This window comes from Staphylococcus agnetis (assembly GCF_011466855.1).
Taxonomy (GTDB): Bacteria; Bacillota; Bacilli; order Staphylococcales; family Staphylococcaceae; genus Staphylococcus; species Staphylococcus agnetis.
The window spans coordinates 935,039-958,181 of sequence record NZ_CP045927.1; the positions used below are offsets into that span (position 1 = coordinate 935,039).

A 23,143-nucleotide genomic window follows, 5' to 3' on the forward strand; every position below is an offset into this window, starting at 1 on the left:
CATACTACAAGTTAAATCTTGAAGTATGTCTTTATTATATTGTTTACCCAAATCATTTCATTTAAATCATGGGTTTTCATTCAAGTAATGACTTGATTGTATGGTAAAAATTCGTTATACTACATTCAAATACATACTTGAATGAGAGGTGGTTCAATTGGTTAAAGAGATACCAATATGCGAATCATGGTCAATAGATGAAACGAGAATTAAAGAAGCGAAGGAAGCAATTGATCAAGCACCAATTAAAGATGTGAGCCAAATGTTTAAAAGTATTGCTGATTTAAATAGAGCAAAAATGACATATGCATTATGTATACATGAAGAATTATGTGTATGCGATATCGCTACGTTACTCAACATTACAGTAGCGAATGCCTCACACCATTTGCGCCTTTTATATAACAATGGAGTAGTCACATACCGTAAAGATGGAAAACGAGCGATGTATCGTATTTATGATGAACATATTAGACAAATTATGTTAGTATCTATCGAACATAAGGAAGAAGTGACATCAGATGAAACAACACACATATAATGTTGAAGGTCTGTCATGTGCCCATTGCGCAAATAAATTTGAGCAAAAGTTAAATCAACTTAATTCAGTACAATCGGCACAAGTTAATTTCGGAGCATCAAAAATTTACGTAACTGGTCAGCCAACGCTCGATGAATTAGAAGAAGCAGGTGCATTTGAAAACTTAAAAATTTCTGATAGTACACAGCATTCTTTAAAAGATGACTATGTTAATCAAGAGAAAAGCGTAGAACCGATGTCATGGTGGCATAAATGTAAGTTATTTTATCAAAAAAATGGTGCAATTTGTTTTGCGATTTTACTTATCATCTTAGGGTATCTTTCAAAGTGGTCAGCAGGTGAGCATCAACTCATTACGATTACTTTATTTGCAACGTCGATTGTAATTAGCGGTGCGTCACTATTAAAACAGGGTTTTAGAAATTTAATGCACTTAGAATTTGATATGCATACGCTCATGACTATAGCGGTCATAGGCGGGGCAATCATAGGTGAATGGGGAGAAGTCGCGGTTGTTGTCGTTTTGTTTGCTTTAAGTGAAGCGCTAGAAACGTTTTCGATGGATAAAGCAAGACAATCTATGCAATCTTTAATAAAAATGAGACCTGAAACTGCCTATCGATTAGTGGGCAATGATGTTGAACAAGTAGACGTTAAAGATGTCAACATTAACGATATTTTATTGATTAAACCTGGACAGAAAATTCCTTTAGATGGCATTATTCATAAAGGCGCATCAACGATTAATCAAGCCGCAATAACTGGAGAATCTGTCCCTGTAGATAAAGGGGAAGGAGATGACGTTTTTGCAGGTACATTGAATGAAAGCGGTGTATTAGAAGTATCTGTATCAAAACTTGCATCCGATTCAACCCTATCTAAAATGATTCAATTGGTTGAACGTGCGCAAGTAAACAAAGCACCTGCTCAAGCGCTTATTGAAAAATTTGCCAAATACTATACCCCATTAATTATGCTGATAGCACTCGGTGTCGCTATTTTACCGCCCCTATTGTTTCATGCTGAATGGCATATGTGGTTGTATCAAGGGCTATCTGTACTTGTCATCGGATGTCCATGTGCATTAGTTATTGCGACACCTATTGCAATTATTTCCAGCGTGAGTAATGCCGCAAAACATGGCGTATTGATTAAAGGTGGGATACATTTAGAGCAACTGAATCGCATTAAAGCCATTGCATTGGATAAAACAGGTACGTTAACACAAGGTCACCCAGAAGTCTCACATATTGAAATGTTAGAAGATCGTATTGAACGGTCTACACTTTTAAAACATGTCGCTGCCATTGAAGCGATGTCTACGCATCCGATTGCACGCGCAGTAGTGAATTATATTCAAAAAGAGGTGGAGTTATCTCATTTTGAAGTGACTGAATTTCAATCTCAGACAGGTGTAGGTGTCACAGCTACTGTAGATGCTTCACAATATTGTATAGGAAAACCGCAACGTTTTGACTTAAACGATGCTGTGGAGTGGCAAAATAAAGTTAAGCAATATGAGACCTCGGGACATACAGTTATTTTAGTTTCCCAGAATGATGTGATTACGATGTTAATAGCGCTTAAAGACCGCGTTCGTACAAATGCTCAATGGAGCTGTAAGCGTTTAAAAGATATAGGGATAAAGCATATTGAGATGCTAACTGGAGACAATACGGCAACAGCTAAAAGTATAGCGCAAGAAATCGGTGTGACTCATTTTAAAGCGAATCAATTACCTGAAGATAAAATGACACGTATGAGTGACTTAAAACAACACTATCGAAATGTCGCGATGGTGGGCGACGGTGTCAATGATGCCCCAGCTCTAGCCAATGCAACTGTTGGAATTGCTATGGGCGCTGCAGGTACTGACACTGCAATTGAAACAGCAGATATTGCTATTTTAAATGATGATATTTCAAAACTTCCATATACTTTTAAGTTAAGTCGTCATACAATGCGTATTATTAAAATGAACATTCTCATCGCAATTGGTTTAAAAATCATTGCATTATTGCTTGTTATTCCAGGGTGGCTCACGTTATGGATTGCAATATTTTCAGATATGGGTGCGACTTTACTCGTAGGTTTAAATGCATTGCGGCTACTGTACATTAAACCAGAATAAGCATGATTGAATCACATTGACATGGTGTGTGAACCCGTTACAATAAAATAGTATAAGAAATCATGCGTAGGATAGTAGCAAACTTAAAAGCTATTAACGCATAAAACTTCTTACTAGAGAGGATATTACTTAAATGAGAATACTATTTATTGGAGATATCGTAGGTAAAGTAGGACGTCAAACGTTAGAGACGTATTTACCTAAATTAAAACAACATTATCGTCCTACAGTAACGATTGTCAATGCTGAAAATGCAGCGCATGGTAAAGGACTCACTGAAAAAATTTATAAACAATTGTTAAGACAAGGCGTAGATTTTATGACCATGGGCAATCATACGTACGGTCAACGTGAAATTTATGATTTTATTGATGATGCATCACGTCTCGTACGACCAGCTAACTTTCCCAGTGAAGCCCCTGGTGTAGGCATGCGTGTCATTAATATTAACGATAAAAAGTTGGCAGTCATTAATTTACAAGGGCGTAGTTTTATGCCTATGAGTGATGATCCATTTAAAACTGCGGACCAACTGATTACACAAGCTAAAAAAGAAACCGACTTTATTTTTGTGGATTTTCATGCTGAGACAACATCGGAAAAGTATGCGATGGGATGGTACTTAGATGGACGTGTCAGTGCTGTTGTCGGCACACACACGCATATTCAAACGTCAGATGAGCGTGTTTTAACGCATGAAACAGCTTACATCACTGATGTAGGAATGACTGGGTATTACGATGGTATTTTAGGTATTAATAAAGATGAAGTCATCAAACGATTTATTACAAGTCTACCTCAACGCCATGTTGTCCCTGATGAAGGGCGTGGTATTTTATCTGGTGTTATCATTGATTTGAAGTCAGATGGTACAGCAAAGTCGATTTCTAGAATTCTAATTAACGATGACCATCCATTTTCGTAATAGTATCGTCCATTAGTATGAATTTTAATAAAACCCGTGATTTGTAGAGGCAAATCACGGGTTATTTTGATATGATATTAATTGAATTTAAACGTGCAGGAGGCTCATTTTAATGAAATCACAAGTATCATGGAAAGTCGGCGGTCAACAAGGTGAAGGTATTGAATCTACAGGTGAAATCTTCGCTACGGCAATGAACCGTAAAGGATACTATCTCTACGGCTACCGTCATTTCTCTAGCCGTATTAAAGGTGGCCATACTAATAACAAAATTCGTGTCTCTACTACACCTGTACATGCGATTAGTGACAATCTTGATATTTTAGTAGCATTTGATCAAGAAACGATAGCGCTCAATCATCATGAAATGCGTGAAGACAGTGTAATATTGGCTGACAGTAAAGCAAAACCTGTAAAGCCAGAAGATTGTAAAGCTCAATTGGTTGTTTTGCCTTTTACAGAGATAGCGAAAGAATTAGGTACACCACTGATGAAGAATATGGTTGCGATTGGTGCGACTTCAGCTTTAATGCAACTTGAATCATCAACATTTGAATCATTAATTCAATCTATGTTTGAGAAAAAAGGAGACAAAGTGGTTAACCTCAATGTTGAGGCGCTTCATAAAGGCTATGAACTTATGACACAACACATAAGTGATATTGAGGGAGATTTTGTTTTACAAGAAGGTAGCGGGACGCCACACCTTTACATGATTGGTAATGATGCTATTGGATTAGGCGCGATTGCGGGTGGGTCTCGTTTTATGGCAGCTTATCCTATTACACCGGCATCTGAAATCATGGAATATATGATTGAGCATTTACCAGAAGTCAATGGTACAGTGATTCAAACTGAAGATGAAATTGCTGCGGCAACGATGGCCATTGGTGCCAATTATGGTGGTGTGCGTGCTTTCACCGCATCCGCTGGACCAGGTTTATCTTTAATGATGGAAGCGATTGGCCTATCTGGTATGACTGAAACGCCACTTGTAATTATGAACACGCAACGTGGTGGCCCATCTACAGGGTTACCTACGAAACAAGAACAATCAGATTTAATGCAAATGATTTATGGTACCCATGGCGATATTCCGAAAATTGTTTTAGCACCAACTGATGCAGAAGATGCATTTTATCTTACAGTTGAAGCATTTAACCTAGCAGAAGAATATCAATGTCCAGTTATTTTATTAAGTGATTTACAATTATCTTTAGGTAAACAAACAGTTCAAAACTTAGATTATCAGCGTATTGAAATTCGCAGAGGTGCGACAATGATGGATACGATAGAACGCGATCCAGATGATAAGGCGTACTTTAAGCGTTACGCACTTACGGAATCAGGTGTGTCTCCAAGACCAATTCCTGGTGTGAAAGGCGGTATACATCATGTAACTGGTGTCGAACACAATGAGGAAGGAAAACCGAGTGAAGCAGCGAGCAATCGTCAGGCGCAAATGGATAAACGTATGCGCAAAACGGAACACTTACTCATTAATGAGCCAGTAGAAGGTGACGACTTGAATGAAGAGGTTGATGTATTATACCTTGGTTTTATCTCCACAAAAGGTGCGATTCAAGAAGGGGTACAACGTTTAAAAGAAGCGGGGCATACTGCACATCACTTGCAGTTACGTCAATTACATCCATTCCCATCAGAAACAGTTCAAAAAGCTGTCAACAATGCGAAAAAAGTCGTCGTAGTAGAACATAACTATCAAGGTCAATTAGCTAACATTATTAAAATGAATGTTCAATTAGGCGATAAGTTAATCAAACAAACGAAATATGACGGCACGCCATTTTTACCAAAAGAAATTGAAGAAAAAGGATTAGAAATTGTGAATCAATTAAAGGAGCGAGTTTAATTGGCAACTTTTAAAGATTTTAGAAATAATGTAAAACCAAACTGGTGCCCAGGATGTGGAGATTTTTCAGTACAAGCTGCCATTCAAAAAGCTGCCGCTAATGTAGGGTTGGAGCCTGAAGAGGTTGCGTTAATTACTGGTATCGGTTGCTCAGGACGTTTGTCAGGTTATGTAAATTCTTATGGGGTCCATTCAATTCATGGACGTGCATTACCTTTAGCGCAAGGTGTGAAAATGGCAAATAAAGATTTAACAGTGATTGCTTCTGGCGGTGACGGCGATGGTTATGCGATTGGTATGGGGCATACGATTCATGCTTTACGACGAAATATGAATATAACGTATATCGTCATGGATAACCAAATTTATGGATTAACGAAAGGTCAAACCTCACCATCATCGGCCCCAGGCTTCATTACTAAAACAACGCCTAAAGGAAATATTGAACAAAATGTAGCGCCATTAGAACTTGCATTATCATCTGGCGCAACGTTTGTTGCACAAGGTTTCTCAAATGATATTAAAGGGCTCACTAAAATGATTGAAGATGCCATTCAACATGATGGTTTTTCATTTGTTAATGTGTTTTCCCCTTGTGTCACATATAATAAAATCAACACATATGATTGGTTTAAAGCGCATTTAACAAGCATTGACGATATCGAAGGTTATGATGCATCCAATAAACAGCAAGCGATACAAACAGTGATTGAACATGAATCTTTATTAAAAGGCATTGTTTACCAAGATACAGAAACGCCATCATATGAATCACAGATTGAAGGTTTAAGCGACCAACCACTCGCGCATCAAGATTTAAAATTAGAAGAAGCGCAATTCGAAGCATTAACGAAACAATTTATATAATTACTCAAGCACTCATTTACCGTCTTTGACTCAATGAGTGCTATTTTTAGATGAAGGGAGGCGTATGATTATGGTAGATACGTTAATGAGTATTCAAATTATTCCTCAAACACCTCAAGGAAAAAACGTTATACCTTATGTTGACGAAGCGATAGCTGTGATAGAAAAATCCGGCTTAAATTATCGTGTAGGGCCCCTTGAAACAACAATAGAAGGTGATATGAGCGAATTACTCATTTTAATTCAACATATCAATGAGCGTATGGTGGAGCTAGAAGTGAGTAGCGTGATCAGTCAAGTAAAATTTTATCATGTTCCTGAAGGGATAAGTATGGCGACGTTAACAGAAAAATACGATGATGTTTGACCTGTCATATGTATTTCAAGGCCATAGGGCGCATTCAATTTCATTTTGCACTTTTTCTTGATTTTTAATATAATGTACTAATGATATATGGGCAGAAAGGGTTTTGCATGTGAATGAAGAACAAAGAAAAGCGGGCACATTAGATGTGCTTTCGCGACGTAATGATAAAGAAAAAGATTATAGTAAGTACTTTGAACACGTTTATCAACCCCCAAGTTTAAAAGAAGCCAAAAAACGTGGTAAAGAAGAAGTGGCGTATAATAGAGATTTCCAAATTGATGAAAAATATCGTGGTATGGGTAAAGGGCGTACATTCTTAATTAAAACTTATGGCTGTCAGATGAATGCACATGACACAGAAGTAATGGCTGGAATTTTTACTGCATTAGGCTATACACCGACAGAAGATGTGAATGTAGCGGATGTCATTTTATTAAATACATGTGCAATTCGTGAAAATGCAGAGAATAAAGTGTTTGGCGAAATCGGTAACTTAAAACATATTAAACAAGAGCGCCCAGATTGTTTGATTGGTGTTTGTGGTTGTATGTCACAGGAAGAATCAGTAGTCAATAAAATTTTAAAATCTTACCAAAATGTTGATATGATTTTTGGAACACATAACATTCATCGCCTCCCTCAAATTTTAGAAGAAGCATATTTATCTAAAGCGATGGTTGTGGAAGTTTGGTCTAAAGAGGGCGATGTCATTGAAAATCTACCTAAAGTACGTGAAGGTCGTATTAAAGCATGGGTGAATATTATGTATGGTTGTGACAAATTCTGTACATATTGTATTGTTCCTTTTACTCGTGGTAAAGAACGTAGCCGTCGCCCACACGATATTATAGAAGAAGTTCGTGACTTAGCGCGTCAAGGTTACCAAGAGATTACGTTACTTGGTCAGAATGTTAACTCATATGGTAAAGATTTAGAAGATCTTGATTACGGTTTAGGTGATTTATTAGAAGATATTGCTAAAATTGACATTCCTCGCGTACGCTTCACTACAAGTCACCCTTGGGACTTCACAGATCGTATGATTGAAGTGATTGCGCAAGGCGGCAACATTGTACCGCACATTCATTTACCAGTCCAATCTGGTAATAATCAAGTGCTTAAAATTATGGGACGTAAATATTCACGTGAAAGCTATTTGGATTTAGTTCGTCGCATTAAAGCTGCGATTCCAGATGTGGCACTCACTACTGATATTATCGTAGGCTATCCTAATGAAACGGAAGAACAATTTGTAGAGACGCTTACCCTTTATGAAGAAGTAGGCTTTGAGCATGCTTATACGTACTTATATTCTCAACGTGATGGTACACCTGCAGCTAAAATGAAAGATAATGTGCCTACAGATGTAAAAAAAGAACGTCTGCAACGTTTAAATCGTTTAGTTGGGGAATATTCAGCACGTGCATTGGCGCAATATGAAGGACAAACAGTTAAAGTCCTTTGTGAGGGTGCGAGTAAAAAAGATGAACATGTGTTAGCAGGCTATACTGAAAAGAACAAGCTCGTTAACTTCCGTGCACCAAAAGAGGTCATTGGCAAAATTGTTGATGTTAAAATTGTAGAAGCGAAACAATTCTCATTAAACGGTGAATTTGTAGGCGTTTCTGAAGGTGCAATGGTGACGCAATAATGTTTAAAAAGGATGATATTATCCTCCGTGCCAAAGCACTTAGCGCTGACATTGAGGCTTTAGATGTAATTCAAAATTATAGACATATAGAAGCGCAAATACATCATCATCCGCAAATTGCCAAACATATGGATGCGTTGAAACAGAATCAAAAGCAATCCGTGAATTTCCAAAATTATAATAAACCCAACGCATATGAGCGTTCAGAAGAAACCATTTCTAATATTCGCGCTGAAATTGATGCGTATCCTATTGTAGGTCAATTTAGACAATCTCAAGAGGAAGCTAATGAAACGCTCCATCTCATAATTGAAACTTTAGCAACCAGACTTCAAGGTGCACATCACTTCTCTGGTTCTACACATCATAAAGAGGAGTGATACTTTGAACAATAAAAAACTTACATTAACGGCACTTTTTATCGCGGTTAATGTTCTATTAAGCGCAATTGTGGTCATTCCAATTGGTCCGTTTAAAGCAGTACCTGTGCAACATTTTATTAATGTATTAAGTGCGGTTATTTTAGGTCCATGGTTTGGACTGGCACAGGCATTTTTATCGTCACTCATTCGTTTACTTTTAGGTACAGGTACGCCGTTTGCATTTCCAGGAAGCATGGTGGGGGTTTTAGTCGCAAGTTTATTTTATTACGTGAATAAACATTTATTTGTAGCTTCAATTGGTGAAGTGATTGGCACAGGGATTATTGGAAGTTTACTTTGTATTCCTTTAGCGTGGTTGATAGGTTTTGATGGTATGATGATCAAACCACTCATGGCGACGTTTTTATTATCGAGTCTAGTTGGCGCTTCATTAAGTTATGTGCTCTTGATAATATTAAAAAAGCGACATAAGTTGCCTAATTTAGATAAAAAATCAAAGCGCAAATTTTAAATATATGATAAAGATGGGGGATGTAATCTTCCATCTTTTTTTATCAATTCCAGTCAAATATCGCTATAATATTATCCACTAGGTAACCGATGCCGTGTGTGCCAAGTTTAATGTCGTATAGTGACACTTTGAACACCACATTGAATATGACTTCCTAACATTCGAGTCAACGTTTGAAATCTGTTAAACTAATTACATTATTAAGTTGAGAAATAGAAGGAAAGTGAAAAAATAATGACAACAGTCACGCCTATGATGAAACAATATTTAAATATAAAATCGCAGCACACAGATGCTTTACTTTTTTTCCGCTTAGGAGATTTTTATGAATTATTTTATGATGATGCGGTGACCGCTTCTCGTGTGTTAGAAATTACATTAACGAAACGAGATGCCAAAAAAGACAATCCCATTCCAATGGCTGGTGTACCTTATCATTCTGCGGATGGGTATATTGAAACATTAATACAAAACGGTTTCAAAGTGGCAATATGTGAACAAATGGAAGATCCTAGACAAGTAAAAGGGATGGTTAAACGAGAAGTTGTTCGCGTCGTAACGCCAGGCACTTTGATTGAGAGAGGCGGCATCGATGAATCCCAAAATAATTATATTGTAAGTTTTATACACCACAATAATCAATATGCATTAAGTTACTGTGATGTGAGTACAGGTGAACTCAAAGTCACACATTTTGAAGATCAAAGTACATTGATTAATGAAGTAACGACAATCCAACCCAATGAAATTGTAGTGGACCAACCACTTACTGACGAATTGAAACGTCAATTCAGCATAATTACGGAAACGGTAACTGTCCGCGAATCTTTATCAGACTCTACATATAAGGTAAATACCATTTCGCATCCTGCAATGACACGCGCCGTTCAAATCTTACTAGATTATATTTTTGATACGCAAAAACGTGATTTATCCCATATTGAAGAAGTTGTTACATATCAGGCGTTAGATTATATGAAAATGGATTTTTATGCGAAACGCAATTTAGAATTAACGGAGAGTATTCGCTTAAAGTCAAAAAAAGGTACATTGTTATGGTTAATGGATAAAACGAAAACACCAATGGGAGCGAGACGTTTAAAACAATGGATTGATCGGCCATTAATTCAACGTTCTGATATTGAACAACGACATGATGCAGTTGCGCAATTGATGAATCATTTTATAGCGCGAGATACTTTAAGAAGTTATTTAAACGAAGTGTATGATATCGAGCGTTTAGTGGGACGTGTGAGTTTTGGAAACGTCAATGCAAAAGATCTTGTGCAATTAAAACATTCTATTGCACAAATTCCACACATCAAAGCGTTACTTGAAACGATTGATTCTGATGCAGTTGCACATTTTAATGCGCTTGAACCATTGGATGATTTGCTACATACCCTACAAGAAAGTTTAGTAGACGAGCCTCCATTATCAGTAAAAGAAGGTGGCTTATTTAAAGAAGGGTATCATACGCAACTGGATGAATACTTAGATGCTTCACGTAATGGTAAAACATGGTTAGCAGAGTTACAAGCTAAAGAGCGTGAGCGAACAGGCATTAAATCATTAAAAATTAGTTTTAACAAAGTATTTGGGTATTACATTGAAATTACACGTGCAAACCTTACCCAATTTAACCCAGCAGAATATGGTTATGAGCGTAAACAAACACTCGCAAATTCCGAGCGTTTTATTACAGACGAATTAAAAGAAAAAGAAGCTATTATTTTAGGGGCGCAAGAAAAATCTGTTGAGTTAGAGTACGCGCTTTTTACTGAATTACGCTCATATGTAAAAACATTTACTGAACGGTTACAACAACAAGCGAAAATGATTTCCGAATTGGACTGTTTACAAAGCTTTGCAGAAATTGCACAAGCTTATAATTACGTTAGGCCTACATTTAGTCATGACCAAACATTGGATTTAAAAGCATCGCGTCATCCAGTGGTTGAGCGTGTCATGGACTATAATGATTATGTGCCAAATGATTGTTATTTAGATGCATCTGAATTTATATACTTAATTACTGGCCCTAATATGTCAGGGAAATCAACGTACATGCGCCAAGTTGCAATCATTAGCATTATGGCTCAAATGGGCGCGTATGTGCCATGTGAATCAGCGGTGCTACCGATATTCGATCAAATTTTCACACGTATTGGTGCTGCTGATGATTTGGTGTCGGGTAAGAGTACGTTCATGGTAGAAATGTTGGAAGCACAAAAAGCATTGAAACATGCCACGCCGAACAGTTTAATTATATTTGATGAAATCGGACGGGGTACGTCAACATATGATGGTTTAGCATTAGCACAAGCTATGATCGAATACGTTGCAGAAACATCAAAAGCTAAAACGTTGTTCTCGACACATTATCATGAACTAACTGAACTTGAAGCAGCGTTACCAAGTTTAAAAAACGTACATGTTGCAGCAAACGAATATAAAGGCGAGCTGATATTTTTACACAAAGTTAAACCGGGTGCGGTTGCACATAGTTATGGTATACAAGTCGCGAAGCTTGCAGACTTACCTGAAGCAGTGATTTCACGCGCTCAAGTCATTTTAGATGCTTTTGAATCAGATTCGAATACATCTGCGTATCAGCAGCATGTACATCCGAAACATTTAGATATCAAAGATGGTATTGAGGACGAGGTCACAACATACGACCCTAAAACACCAGATGCACGCATAGAACAAGCTACCTTTAATTTATTTGAAAATGAAATGACAGAAAGTGAAATTGAACAAGAAATTAAAGATTTGAATATATCACAAATGACCCCAATTGATGCATTAATTAAACTAAATGAATTACAAAATAAACTTAAATAGAAGGTGATGGATATGGGGCGCATTAGAACCTTACACACGTCACTCGCCAATAAAATCGCTGCCGGCGAAGTGGTTGAAAGACCGAGTTCAGTCGTGAAGGAATTACTAGAAAATAGTATTGATGCCGGTGCAACTGAAATCAATATTGAAGTTGTAGAGTCTGGTATTGCTGAAATTCGTATTGTCGATAACGGTTCTGGCATTGAAGAAGATGATTTACCGTTAGTTTTCCACCGTCATGCAACGAGTAAGTTAGTCGAAGATGATGATTTATTTCATATTCGTACGTTAGGATTTCGTGGTGAAGCATTAGCGAGTATTGCATCAGTAGCTAAAGTGACATTGCAAACCTCAACTGATGGCATAGATGGTTATGAAGTATATGCTGAAGATGGTGTAATCCATGAACAAAAACCAGCTAAAGCGAGACGTGGAACAGATATCAAAGTCACATCATTGTTCTACAATACACCAGCAAGACTTAAATACATTAAAAGTTTATATACAGAATTAGGTAAGATAACGGATATTGTGAATAGAATGGCGATGAGTCATCCACACATTCGTATGACCTTAAAAAATGATGGTAAGACGATGCTACAAACGAATGGTTCTGGTCGTACAAACGAAGTCATGGCTGAAATTTATGGTATGAAAGTCGCTCGTGATTTAATTGAAATTACAGGTGAAACGAGCGACTATCGTATTCATGGGTTTGTAGCAAAGCCTGAACATTCCAGAAGTAATCGACATTATATCTCTCTTTTTATTAATGGACGTTACATTAAAAATTTCGTGCTGAACAAAGCTGTTCAAGAAGGTTATCACACGTTACTTACAATTGGTCGGTTCCCAATTGTCTACATTAATATAGAAATGGATCCCATTCTTGTCGATGTCAACGTGCATCCTACAAAATTAGAAGTACGTTTATCAAAAGAAGAGCAATTGTATTCATTGATTGTTGAAAAAATAAAAGCAGCATTTAAGCAAAAAGTGCTGATTCCTAAAAACGATTTGAGTGCCAAATATCAACCTAAAAAGGTATTAAAACAGTTTGAGCAACAAAAAATGGCATTTGATCAACAACATGTTGAACAAAATCCGCCCAACTCCAAAATTGAAGAAACGAATGTGGAAGAACCCTCATATAAAGAGGATGCAACAACAGAAGTAACAAATAATTCTACGCCTTCGTCAGAGGAATATACGAATGATGCGCATCAATCGTATGATAAACATCATAACGCTACATCGAATGATCAGGTGGATGCCTATACACAGGCGCAACGAGATATTTTATCCGGTCTGGATGCGCAATATGATACTTCAGATAGTCAGCCATCCATGTCTGTGGATAACGCGAAACAATTCACACCGCGTATTCCTTATATGGAAGTGGTCGGTCAAGTGCATGGTACTTATATTGTGGCTCAAAATGATGAAGGAATGTATTTGATTGATCAGCATGCAGCACAAGAGCGTATAAAGTATGAATACTTTAGGGATAAAATTGGAGAAGTCAGCAATGAAAATCAAAATTTACTTATTCCTTTAACGTTTACATTTACAAAAGACGAACAACTTTTTATAGAAGAAAATATAGAAGCCCTACAACGTGCGGGAATCTTTTTGGAACCTTTTGGGGGGCACGACTATATTGTGAATAGCTATCCAGTATGGTTCCCTCAAGAAGCGGTAGAAGAAACCATTAAAGACATTATTCATTATGCATTAGAACATAAAACGGTTAACATCGCTAAATTTAGAGAAGAACTTGCGATTATGATGAGTTGTAAAAAATCAATTAAAGCCAATCATTATTTGAAAAACAATGAAATGGCAGATTTAATCAATCAACTCCGTCAAATGGAAGACCCATTTACATGTCCACATGGCAGACCCATTATCATTAACTTTACAAATTACGAATTAGAACGACTTTTTAAACGTATACAATAAGGGGGCAAACATGAAACCAAATATATTACCTGCAATACGATCAATGAAAAGTCTAGAAAAATTGACGCAAACCGATTACAAAACATGTGTGATTCTTGATACGCACATCGGTCATCTTAAAAGTATGATGCAGTTTATTCATAGTAAACATTTGCACCCGTTTATTCATATCGATCTAATAAAAGGCATGAGTCATGATGAATATGCGTGTGAATACATTATTCAATCGTATAAACCAAAAGGGATTGTGTCGACAAAATCAAAGGTCATTAAGAAAGCAAAGGCATTAGGTGTCATCACGATATTTCGAGTGTTTATTATCGACAGTCATGCGCTTGAACGAAGTATCAGTTTAATTCAACGTATTGAACCAGATTTTGTTGAGGTTCTTCCAGGTATCGCGAATAAAGTTATAGAACGTATTTACAACGAAACAGGTGTAAAAGTGATTGCAGGTGGATTAATCAGTACAGAACAAGAAGTAAATTCCGCAATAGAAAGTGGCGCAACATATGTGACAACAAGTGAAGAACGTTTGTGGTAATCATGAAACAAAGGGGAGATTGAAATGATTAAACCAAAATCATTATGTAAAGGTGATACCATCGCAATTGTTTCACCATCATCAGGATTAGCAGGTGAGCCAAATATAAAATGGCGTACTGAACAAGGTATACGCTATATTGAACAAATGGGCTATCGCGTCAAAGTGATGCCCGAAGCGTTAAATACCATTCAGTGGAACTATGACCACCCTGAATTACGTGCTCAAACATTGATGGAGGCATTTCAAGACAATGAAGTAAAAGCAATTTTATGTACGATTGGTGGTTATGAGTCGGTACGTATCATTCCATTTGTTGATGATGCAGTGATTCAACAAAATCCCAAAATTTTTATTGGGTATTCAGACATAACGCCATTACATCTCTATTTTAATCGGTTAGGATTAACAACTTTCTATGGCCCAGCATTACTCACAGACTTTGCAGAAAATGGGGGTGCTGACGCTTATACGATGTCGGCACTTTTCTCTTTAATTAGCGAGGATAAACCGTTTGGTCCACTTCAACCAACTCCTTATTATCGGAAGTTTGGTCTGAAATGGGAAGCACATTTAAGACATTTCGAACGCGAAAAAATACCCGCTAATGATATTTCAGTTTTACATGGTCAAGGCACTGTGTCAGGCCCGTTAATCGGTGGTTGTTTCGAGTCGCTTGATAAATTAAGAGGAACAACGTATTTTCCTCCAATGGATGCTTTTAACAATGCGATTTTATTTATTGAAACATCTGAAGTCCATACGCCACAGTGGTCGTTTGAAGAATCACTTCGCACATGGGGACTTATGGGGGTATTTCAACGCATCAATGCTTTAATTGTAGGACGACCACATGACGGCGTCCTTCAAAATGAGTATCATGATTCTATTTTAAAAGTGTTAAAAGAATTTCATGAAAATGACTTGATTGTTGTAGTCAATGTTCCTATTGGTCATAATGAACCTAAAGCGACATTGCCATTAGGCATTCATGCAACTGTACATACAGATCCGTGTAAAATTTCAATTGATGCTTCGGCAGTAAGTCACAAATAACCTTAAATTTTAGAGTGTTTTGTAATGAAAATTGTAAAGCGCGTTTTAATCCTTTGAAATGTTATTGACAACGCTTACATCGAGATGTAATATTAAAAACAAGTTAATAGATGAATCGAGACGCTAGAGACTTCTTCGCACGTGTTATTAATAATAGTAATACGGTCAGCTAGGGGTCTTTTTGTCTTTTCAAGGGAGGAAAAATAATGAATATCTACTTAGCTGAGTTTATCGGAACCGCCATTCTACTATTAATGGGTGGAGGCGTTGTTGCGAATGTTGTATTACGTAAATCTAAAGGTGAAGGTGCTGACTGGATTGTAATCGCAATTGGTTGGGGTTTAGCCGTTACTTTAGGTATTTACGCAGTAGGAAACTTTTCGGGTGCTCACCTTAACCCAGCTGTAACATTGGCATTTGCGGTAACTGGTGATTTTCCATGGTCGCAAGTTCCAGGATTTATTATTGCACAAATTTTAGGTGGTATTGTAGGTGCCGTACTCACGTGGTTGACGTATTTACCACACTGGCGCGCAACTGAAGATAAAGCGGCTAAATTAGGTGTTTTTTCAACAGCACCTGCGATTCGAAATTACACAGCAAACTTTATCACAGAGATTATTGGTACTGCTGTTTTAACATCTGCATTGTTATTTATTGGAACAAACAAATTTACAGATGGATTGAACCCTGTCATTGTCGGTTTATTAATCGTAGGGATTGGGGTAAGTTTAGGTGGTCCAACAGGATATGCCATCAACCCAGCTCGTGATTTAGGTCCTCGTATCGCGCATGCAATTTTACCAATTCATGGTAAAGGACATAGTGACTGGCAGTATGCGATTGTTCCTATTTTAGGGCCAATTACTGGTGGTATTTTAGGTGCTGTCATTTATAGATTGTTTTTCCAAGGTACATTTGATGTATGGACAATCGTCGCTGTCGTACTATTAGTGGGTACATTAGTGTTAGGTAGTATTTTAAATAAAAAAATTAAACATGAAGATTTTGGTGCTATCTAAACATACAAATGGCAAGCTATGATTGCCTATGTGATTAATACATGAGTGATAATGGGAGGTAATATATTATGGGAAAATATATTTTATCAATTGACCAAGGTACTACGAGCTCGAGAGCGATTTTATTTAATGAGAAAGCTGAAATTGTTGGCGTTGCACAACGTGAGTTCAAACAACATTTTCCAAAATCTGGATGGGTTGAACATGATGCGAATGAAATTTGGACATCTGTTTTGTCTGTTTTAGCTATAGTCTTAAATGAAAATAACGTTAGAGCTTCAGAAATTGCAGGTATTGGAATAACTAACCAACGTGAAACGACTGTAGTATGGGACAAACATACAGGACGTCCAATTTATAATGCAATTGTTTGGCAATCACGCCAAACGCAAGCAATTTGTGAAGAACTTAAAAATGGTGGACATGAAGAGACATTTCGTAAGAAAACAGGATTGTTACTTGATCCATACTTCTCTGGAACGAAAGTAAAATGGATTTTAGATCATATTGAAGGTGCGCGTGAAAAAGCAGAAAATGGTGATGTGTTATTCGGCACGATTGACTCTTGGTTGGTTTGGAAGTTATCAGGCGGTAAAGCACACGTAACGGACTATTCTAACGCGAGTCGTACATTAATGTATAACATTCACGACTTACAATGGGATGATGAATTATTATCACTCCTTGATGTTCCAAAAGCCATGTTACCTGAAGTAAAACCTTCAAGTGAAATCTATTGTGAAACGATTGATTATCACTTCTTCGGTCAAAACGTTCCTATTGCAGGTATTGCAGGTGACCAACAAGCAGCGTTATTTGGCCAAGCTTGTTTCGAAAAAGGAGATATTAAAAACACATACGGTACAGGTGGATTCATGTTAATGAACACTGGTGAAGAAGCGGTGACTTCAGAGCATGGTTTATTAACAACAATTGCCTATGGTTTAGATGGTAAAGTGAATTATGCGCTTGAAGGTTCAATCTTCGTTTCAGGCTCAGCAATTCAATGGTTACGTGACGGATTACGTATGATTAATTCTGCGCCTCAATCAGAAGATTACGCGAAACGTGTGGATTCTACTGAAGGCGTGTATGTTGTGCCCGCTTTTGTTGGTTTAGGTACACCATACTGGGATTCAGAAGCACGTGGGGCCATCTTTGGATTAACACGTGGTACTGAAAAAGAACATTTCATTCGTGCGACATTAGAATCACTATGTTATCAAACACGCGATGTGATTGAAGCTATGGCACAAGATTCAGGTATTGAAGTGAACAGTTTACGTGTTGATGGTGGCGCAGTAAAAAATAACTTCTTAATGCAATTCCAAGCTGACTTAGTGAACGTTTCAGTGGAACGCCCTGAAATTAACGAAACAACGGCGTTAGGTGCAGCATATCTTGCAGGTATTGCTACTGGATTCTGGGAAAATAAAGATGAAGTAAGCAATAACTGGAAATTAGAAAAATCATTTGAACCACAAATGGATGCAAAAGATGCCAATAAATTATACAAAGGTTGGCAAAAAGCAGTTGAAGCAACGAAAGTCTTTAAATTAGACGAAGCATAAGTCGTATGCTATACTGTAGATAAGTTAATAGTTTACTCGAGAAGAAGAGAGATTTTGTCGTAAAACTTTATGTTAAAGTATATGGGCGGAGTCTCTCTTTTTATCATTATAGGAGGCGTTTTTATGGGACGTTTATCAACGTTACAACGTGATTCAGTTAAAGAAAAAATGCAACATGAGGAATATGATTTAGTCATTGTCGGGGGCGGCATTACAGGTGCTGGCGTCGCTTTAGATGCATCAGCACGAGGCATGAAAGTAGCTTTATTAGAAATGCAAGATTTTGCATCAGGTACGAGTTCTCGTTCAACAAAACTTGTGCACGGTGGTTTAAGATATTTAAAACAATTCCAAGTCGGCGTTGTAGCTGAAACTGGTAGAGAGCGTGAAATTGTATATGAAAATGGGCCACACGTGACAACACCAGAATGGATGTTATTACCAATGCATAAAGGTGGTACGTTCGGTAAATTTTCAACATCTATCGGTTTAGCTGTTTATGATCGTTTAGCCGGTGTTAAAAAATCAGAACGTAAACGTATGTTGAATATTCAAGAAACTAAAGATAAAGAACCACTCGTCAAACAAGATGGTTTAAAAGGTGGCGGCTATTACGTAGAATACCGTACAGATGATGCGCGTATGACGATTGAAGTCATGAAAAAAGCGGCTGAATTCGGTGCAGACATCATTAACTATGCTAAAGTAAGCCAATTTTTATATGACAATCGTAATAAAGTAAATGGTGTACGTGTCATTGACCGCATTAAAAATGAACAGTTTGAAATTCACGGTAAAAAAGTAGTTAATGCAACTGGACCTTGGGTTGATGAGGTGCGTAGTAATGATTACTCTAAGAACAACAAAGAATTACGTTTAACGAAAGGCGTACACGTTGTATTTGATGAATCAAAATTCCCGTTACATCAAGCAGTTTATTTTGATACAGAAAAAGATGGTCGTATGATTTTTGCGATTCCTAGAGAAGGTAAAACATATGTTGGCACAACAGATACTTTTTACAATAACGACAAAGCCAGTCCTTTAGTCAACCAAGAGGATCGTGATTATTTAATCAATGCGATTAACTACATGTTCCCAACAGTACATGTCAAAGATGAAGATATCGAATCAACTTGGGCAGGTATTCGTCCGTTAATTCTAGAAGAAGGTAAAGATCCATCTGAAATTTCACGTAAAGATGAAATTTGGGAAGGAGATTCTGGATTATTAACGATTGCTGGCGGTAAATTGACAGGTTATCGTCATATGGCAAACGAAATAGTGGACCGTGTTGCGAAACGCTTGAAACAAGAGTATAAATTAGAATTCAAACCAGCGAATACGAAAAATATCCCAATGTCAGGCGGAGATGTTGGCGGCAGTAAAAACTTTGAATCTTTTGTAGACGAAAAAGTGAAATTGGCTAAAGGTTATAACTTGGATGAAAACGTCGCACGTAAGTTGGCTAAAAAGTATGGTTCTAATGTCGATGAATTATTTGCACTTACACAAGCGGCACAACATCAAAGTACAGGGTTACCTTTAAAAATGTACGTAGAATTGTTATATGGCGTTCAAAATGAGTTGGTTGTAAAACCGACTGACTTCTTAATTCGTCGTACAGGAGCGCTTTACTTTGATATCGAATCTGTTCAAAAATATAAAGATATTGTCACTAATGTTTTAGCAGATTTAGTAGGCTACGATGACAATACAAAGGCTGTATATAAACAAGAATTAGAAGATGCGATTACACATGCGATTCATGGACAACATCAAACAGCCACAGCTTAAAATAAATTAATATTAAGATTTTAAAAAAGGAGTAGGATATAAATCTTTAAGATTATATCTTACTTCTTTTTAATTGGAGAAGTAAACTTGTTGAAATTTGGTAAGATTAAAAAGTAAGCGATGTGATTTGAGGTTTAAATTTAAGTTGAATCCATGACTTGTAATTAAGATGCGTATAACGATAGTAGGTTTATTTGTTGTATAAAATATGAGAAACGTGTTTGTAATGAAAACCTGTGGTAAAGTTGAAGTATGAGATGGGTATGGAAAGGTGGATTTATACAATGGTTAAGAAAGAAACCATGAAAATAGCGTTATCTGATGAAACCATATTAGAAGTGAAAATTGACCGTGCAGATCATGAGGCTGTAGGGATTGTACATATTTTTCATGGTATGGCAGAACATATGGATCGGTATGAACGTCTTGTTACGCAACTGAATCAGCAAGGCTATCATGTGATTCGACATAATCATCGTGGTCATGGTAAAGCGATTAATACACTCCGAGGGCACTTTAATTCTGTCGATGAAGTGGTTCATGATGCGTATGAAATCAAAACGACGCTACAGCCAACTATCAATGAGACGCTACCTTACATTATTTTAGGACATTCGATGGGTTCTATTATCGCACGTCGTTATGTTCAATTATACCCAAATGATGCTGATGGTTTAATTTTGACGGGTACCGCGCTCTATCCAAAATGGAAGGGTTACATCAATATCATTGCATTAAAAATTGTCACGTTATTTACAGGTAAAAAGCGTCGCCTAAAATGGATTAATGACCTTGTCACTGGCTCCTTTAATAAAAGTTTCAAACCAACACGTACACCTAGTGATTGGATTAGTTCGGATGAACATGAAGTGGATGTTTTCATACAAGATCAATATACTGGCTTTTTAGTTTCAAACCAATTGGTTTATAGTGTGATGCATCATATTATGAAAACTGCACAATTAAAAGAAATTGCTAAGATGAATCCAGAACTCCCAATTTTACTTATTGCTGGTAAAGCGGATCCGTTCGGAGATTATGGCAATGGGATACGTCGGTTAGGTAAGACGTTAAAAAGAGGCGGCATCAAGCATATTACTGTACAGCTTTATAAACAAAAGCGACACGAAATTTTATTTGAGAAAGATAAGGAAGCGGTATGGCGTCATATGTTAGACTGGATGAGTCGTCAAATTATAAAGAAAAAAAGTGAGTGAATCAAGTGAGTGAAAAAAAGCCCTTTTTAATCGTTATCGTTGGGCCAACAGCGAGTGGGAAAACAGAACTAAGTGTGGAACTTGCCAAAAAAGTAAATGGTGAAATTATTAGTGGAGACTCCATGCAAGTGTATCGACATATGGATATTGGAACGGCAAAAATTACATCAGATGAAATGCAAGGCATACCGCATCATTTAATTGATATATTATCACCTGATGAAACGTTTACCGCTTATGATTTTCAACAACGTGTGAAACCGTTAATCGATGAAATAACTCAAAGAGGTAAAGTTCCGATTATAGCTGGGGGGACAGGCCTTTATATTCAATCTGTCATTTATAATTATGAATTTGAAAATGAAGAGGTTTCAGCTGAAAAAGAAGCTGAAGTGGCTGAAAAAATGCGTCACCTTAGCACGTATTCAAATGAAGCGTTACATGATTATTTAGGAACGTTTGACCCTGAGTCTCAAGCCAATATTCACCCTAATAATCGTCAGCGCGTTGAGAGAGCGGTTTCATACTATTTGAAGACGAAAAAAATTTTAAGTAATCGCAAGAAAAGTCACCAATTAACAGAAAATTATGATACATTATTACTAGGGATAGAAATGTCGCGCGATACATTGTATCATAGAATAAATAAACGTGTAGACATTATGTTGTCTCAAGGTTTAATGGACGAAGTGCAACACCTTATTGAATTAGGTTATGAATCATGTCAAAGTATGCAAGCGATTGGCTATAAAGAATTAGTACCCGTCGTGCATAATGAGCTTGAAATAGACCAAGCAGCAGAATTGTTAAAACAGCATTCAAGAAATTATGCTAAACGACAATTAACGTGGTTTAAAAACAAACTTAATGTTCATTGGTTAGATAGAGAGAGAATGTCACTTCCAGAAATGCTAGATGATATTTTAACCCAAATAAACAAAAGGAGAAATGAACATGTTTGACAAACAAGATATTCAAGAAACGTATCTCGAAAACTTTAAAAATGAGGAAAAGGAATTAACAGTCTTCTTAACGAATGGTTTTCAATTAAGAGGTACAATTGCAGATTATGATCAGCATGTGGTTGATTTTCTTTCTCAAGGAAAACATCATTTAATCTATAAACATGCCATTAGTACATTTCTTGAAGGTACGAACTAAGCGAAGTGCACAGTTTTTAGTTTGAATGAATGTAAAGACGTAGTTGGTCTATAACTAAAAAACGAATTTTATAATGCTGGAAACAAGAAACGATCCCCCTTTGTGTTTGCTGAACACGATGGGGGATCATTTATGATTTACAATAAATTTTCTATGGCATTAGATAATTGAAGCGGTTGTTTTTGAGGTGAAAACCGCTTGATAACTTGACCCTCACGATTAATTAAAAATTTTGTGAAATTCCATTTGATTTTTTCGTTCAATATCCCTGATTGCTGTGACTTTAAATATTGGAATAGTGGGTGAGCATTAGCGCCATTTACCTCGATTTTTTGATGCATTGGAAATGTAACGCCATAATTTAATTGACAGTTTTGCATGGCTTCAGCACCTGAACCAGGTTCTTGGTGACCAAATTGATTACACGGAAATCCAAGTACGATAAACCCCTGATCTTTATATTTGTCGTAAAGCACTTGCAAGTCTTTAAATTGAGGGGTGAAGCCACATTCGCTTGCGGTATTTACGATTAACATCACATCTCCTTTATATTGAGATAACTTATAAGTATCCCCATTAGAGCGTTCAACTTCAATGTCATAAATATTCATTTATAATCACCTCTTATTTTTTAAACTTTAAGTTTGTATTTGAATTAAATATATCATATTGGAAGCGCATAGTCTTAAGCGGGCGTTTGTGATAAAATACACGATG

20 protein-coding genes are annotated in these 23,143 nt (G+C 36.9%); 19 read left to right on the top strand and 1 reads right to left on the bottom strand.

Going from position 1 to position 23,143, the window contains the following annotated elements; genetic code table 11:
• Positions 1–157 precede the first annotated feature (157 nt).
• From GJE18_RS04680 to hfq, 19 genes are all read left to right on the top strand, one after another.
• On the top strand, positions 158–541 hold the full coding sequence (locus tag GJE18_RS04680; protein WP_420853501.1) for an ArsR/SmtB family transcription factor: 384 nt from the start codon (positions 158–160) through the stop codon (positions 539–541).
• Positions 522–2,672: a heavy metal translocating P-type ATPase gene (locus GJE18_RS04685; protein ID WP_165886091.1), complete on the top strand. Its 2,151-nt coding sequence runs from the start codon at positions 522–524 to the stop codon at positions 2,670–2,672. Before GJE18_RS04680 ends, GJE18_RS04685 begins: the two co-directional genes overlap by 20 nt.
• A 133-nt stretch (positions 2,673–2,805) precedes the next feature.
• A complete protein-coding gene (locus tag GJE18_RS04690; RefSeq protein WP_060550934.1) occupies positions 2,806–3,597 on the top strand; it encodes a TIGR00282 family metallophosphoesterase in 792 nt (263 codons plus the stop codon).
• A gap of 112 nt (positions 3,598–3,709) precedes the next feature.
• Positions 3,710–5,470, top strand: coding sequence for a 2-oxoacid:acceptor oxidoreductase subunit alpha (locus GJE18_RS04695; RefSeq protein WP_107368337.1), 1,761 nt, complete (start codon positions 3,710–3,712; stop codon positions 5,468–5,470).
• Positions 5,471–6,337 (top strand): 2-oxoacid:ferredoxin oxidoreductase subunit beta, encoded by an 867-nt coding sequence (locus GJE18_RS04700; RefSeq protein ID WP_103345375.1) that lies wholly within the window; start codon positions 5,471–5,473, stop codon positions 6,335–6,337.
• 70 nt (positions 6,338–6,407) lie between these two features.
• Positions 6,408–6,704 carry a thiamine-binding protein gene (locus GJE18_RS04705; RefSeq protein WP_107368336.1) on the top strand — a complete coding sequence of 99 codons (297 nt, stop codon included), beginning with the start codon at positions 6,408–6,410 and terminating at the stop codon, positions 6,702–6,704.
• A 109-nt stretch (positions 6,705–6,813) separates the two neighbouring features.
• Entirely contained in the window at positions 6,814–8,355 is a 1,542-nt protein-coding gene (miaB, locus tag GJE18_RS04710; RefSeq protein ID WP_060550938.1) for a tRNA (N6-isopentenyl adenosine(37)-C2)-methylthiotransferase MiaB, read from the top strand.
• Entirely contained in the window at positions 8,355–8,735 is a 381-nt protein-coding gene (locus GJE18_RS04715) for a YlbF family regulator (protein ID WP_105995849.1), read from the top strand. Before miaB ends, GJE18_RS04715 begins: the two co-directional genes overlap by 1 nt.
• Before the next feature lie 4 nt (positions 8,736–8,739).
• Positions 8,740–9,249 carry an energy coupling factor transporter S component ThiW gene (gene thiW / locus GJE18_RS04720; RefSeq protein ID WP_060550940.1) on the top strand — a complete coding sequence of 170 codons (510 nt, stop codon included), beginning with the start codon at positions 8,740–8,742 and terminating at the stop codon, positions 9,247–9,249.
• Positions 9,250–9,504: 255 nt separating this feature from the next.
• Positions 9,505–12,096, top strand: coding sequence for a DNA mismatch repair protein MutS (gene mutS, locus GJE18_RS04725; protein WP_420853506.1), 2,592 nt, complete (start codon positions 9,505–9,507; stop codon positions 12,094–12,096).
• A gap of 12 nt (positions 12,097–12,108) precedes the next feature.
• Positions 12,109–14,058, top strand: a complete 1,950-nt coding sequence (mutL, locus tag GJE18_RS04730; RefSeq protein ID WP_165886093.1) for a DNA mismatch repair endonuclease MutL — start codon at positions 12,109–12,111, stop codon at positions 14,056–14,058.
• A 10-nt stretch (positions 14,059–14,068) separates the two neighbouring features.
• Complete coding sequence (locus GJE18_RS04735) at positions 14,069–14,602, top strand: glycerol-3-phosphate responsive antiterminator (protein WP_060550943.1); 534 nt, start codon at positions 14,069–14,071, stop codon at positions 14,600–14,602.
• Positions 14,603–14,626: 24 nt separating this feature from the next.
• The gene (locus GJE18_RS04740; RefSeq protein WP_107368334.1) at positions 14,627–15,658 is read left to right on the top strand and encodes a S66 family peptidase; all 1,032 of its coding nucleotides are present in this window, start codon (positions 14,627–14,629) and stop codon (positions 15,656–15,658) included.
• Positions 15,659–15,864: 206 nt separating this feature from the next.
• Positions 15,865–16,680: an MIP/aquaporin family protein gene (locus GJE18_RS04745; protein ID WP_060550945.1), complete on the top strand. Its 816-nt coding sequence runs from the start codon at positions 15,865–15,867 to the stop codon at positions 16,678–16,680.
• A 68-nt stretch (positions 16,681–16,748) separates the two neighbouring features.
• Complete coding sequence (glpK, locus tag GJE18_RS04750; RefSeq protein ID WP_060550946.1) at positions 16,749–18,251, top strand: glycerol kinase GlpK; 1,503 nt, start codon at positions 16,749–16,751, stop codon at positions 18,249–18,251.
• A 123-nt stretch (positions 18,252–18,374) separates the two neighbouring features.
• Complete coding sequence (locus GJE18_RS04755) at positions 18,375–20,048, top strand: glycerol-3-phosphate dehydrogenase/oxidase (RefSeq protein ID WP_165886094.1); 1,674 nt, start codon at positions 18,375–18,377, stop codon at positions 20,046–20,048.
• A gap of 284 nt (positions 20,049–20,332) precedes the next feature.
• Positions 20,333–21,265, top strand: coding sequence for an alpha/beta hydrolase (locus GJE18_RS04760; RefSeq protein WP_107368333.1), 933 nt, complete (start codon positions 20,333–20,335; stop codon positions 21,263–21,265).
• 5 nt (positions 21,266–21,270) lie between these two features.
• The gene (gene miaA, locus GJE18_RS04765; protein ID WP_060552474.1) at positions 21,271–22,227 is read left to right on the top strand and encodes a tRNA (adenosine(37)-N6)-dimethylallyltransferase MiaA; all 957 of its coding nucleotides are present in this window, start codon (positions 21,271–21,273) and stop codon (positions 22,225–22,227) included.
• On the top strand, positions 22,220–22,426 hold the full coding sequence (gene hfq / locus GJE18_RS04770; protein ID WP_039645956.1) for an RNA chaperone Hfq: 207 nt from the start codon (positions 22,220–22,222) through the stop codon (positions 22,424–22,426). Before miaA ends, hfq begins: the two co-directional genes overlap by 8 nt.
• Positions 22,427–22,563: 137 nt before the next feature.
• Here the strand turns inward: hfq and GJE18_RS04775 are convergent, their stop codons facing one another.
• Complete coding sequence (locus tag GJE18_RS04775) at positions 22,564–23,037, bottom strand: glutathione peroxidase (RefSeq protein WP_107368332.1); 474 nt, start codon at positions 23,035–23,037, stop codon at positions 22,564–22,566.
• Positions 23,038–23,143 lie beyond the last annotated feature (106 nt).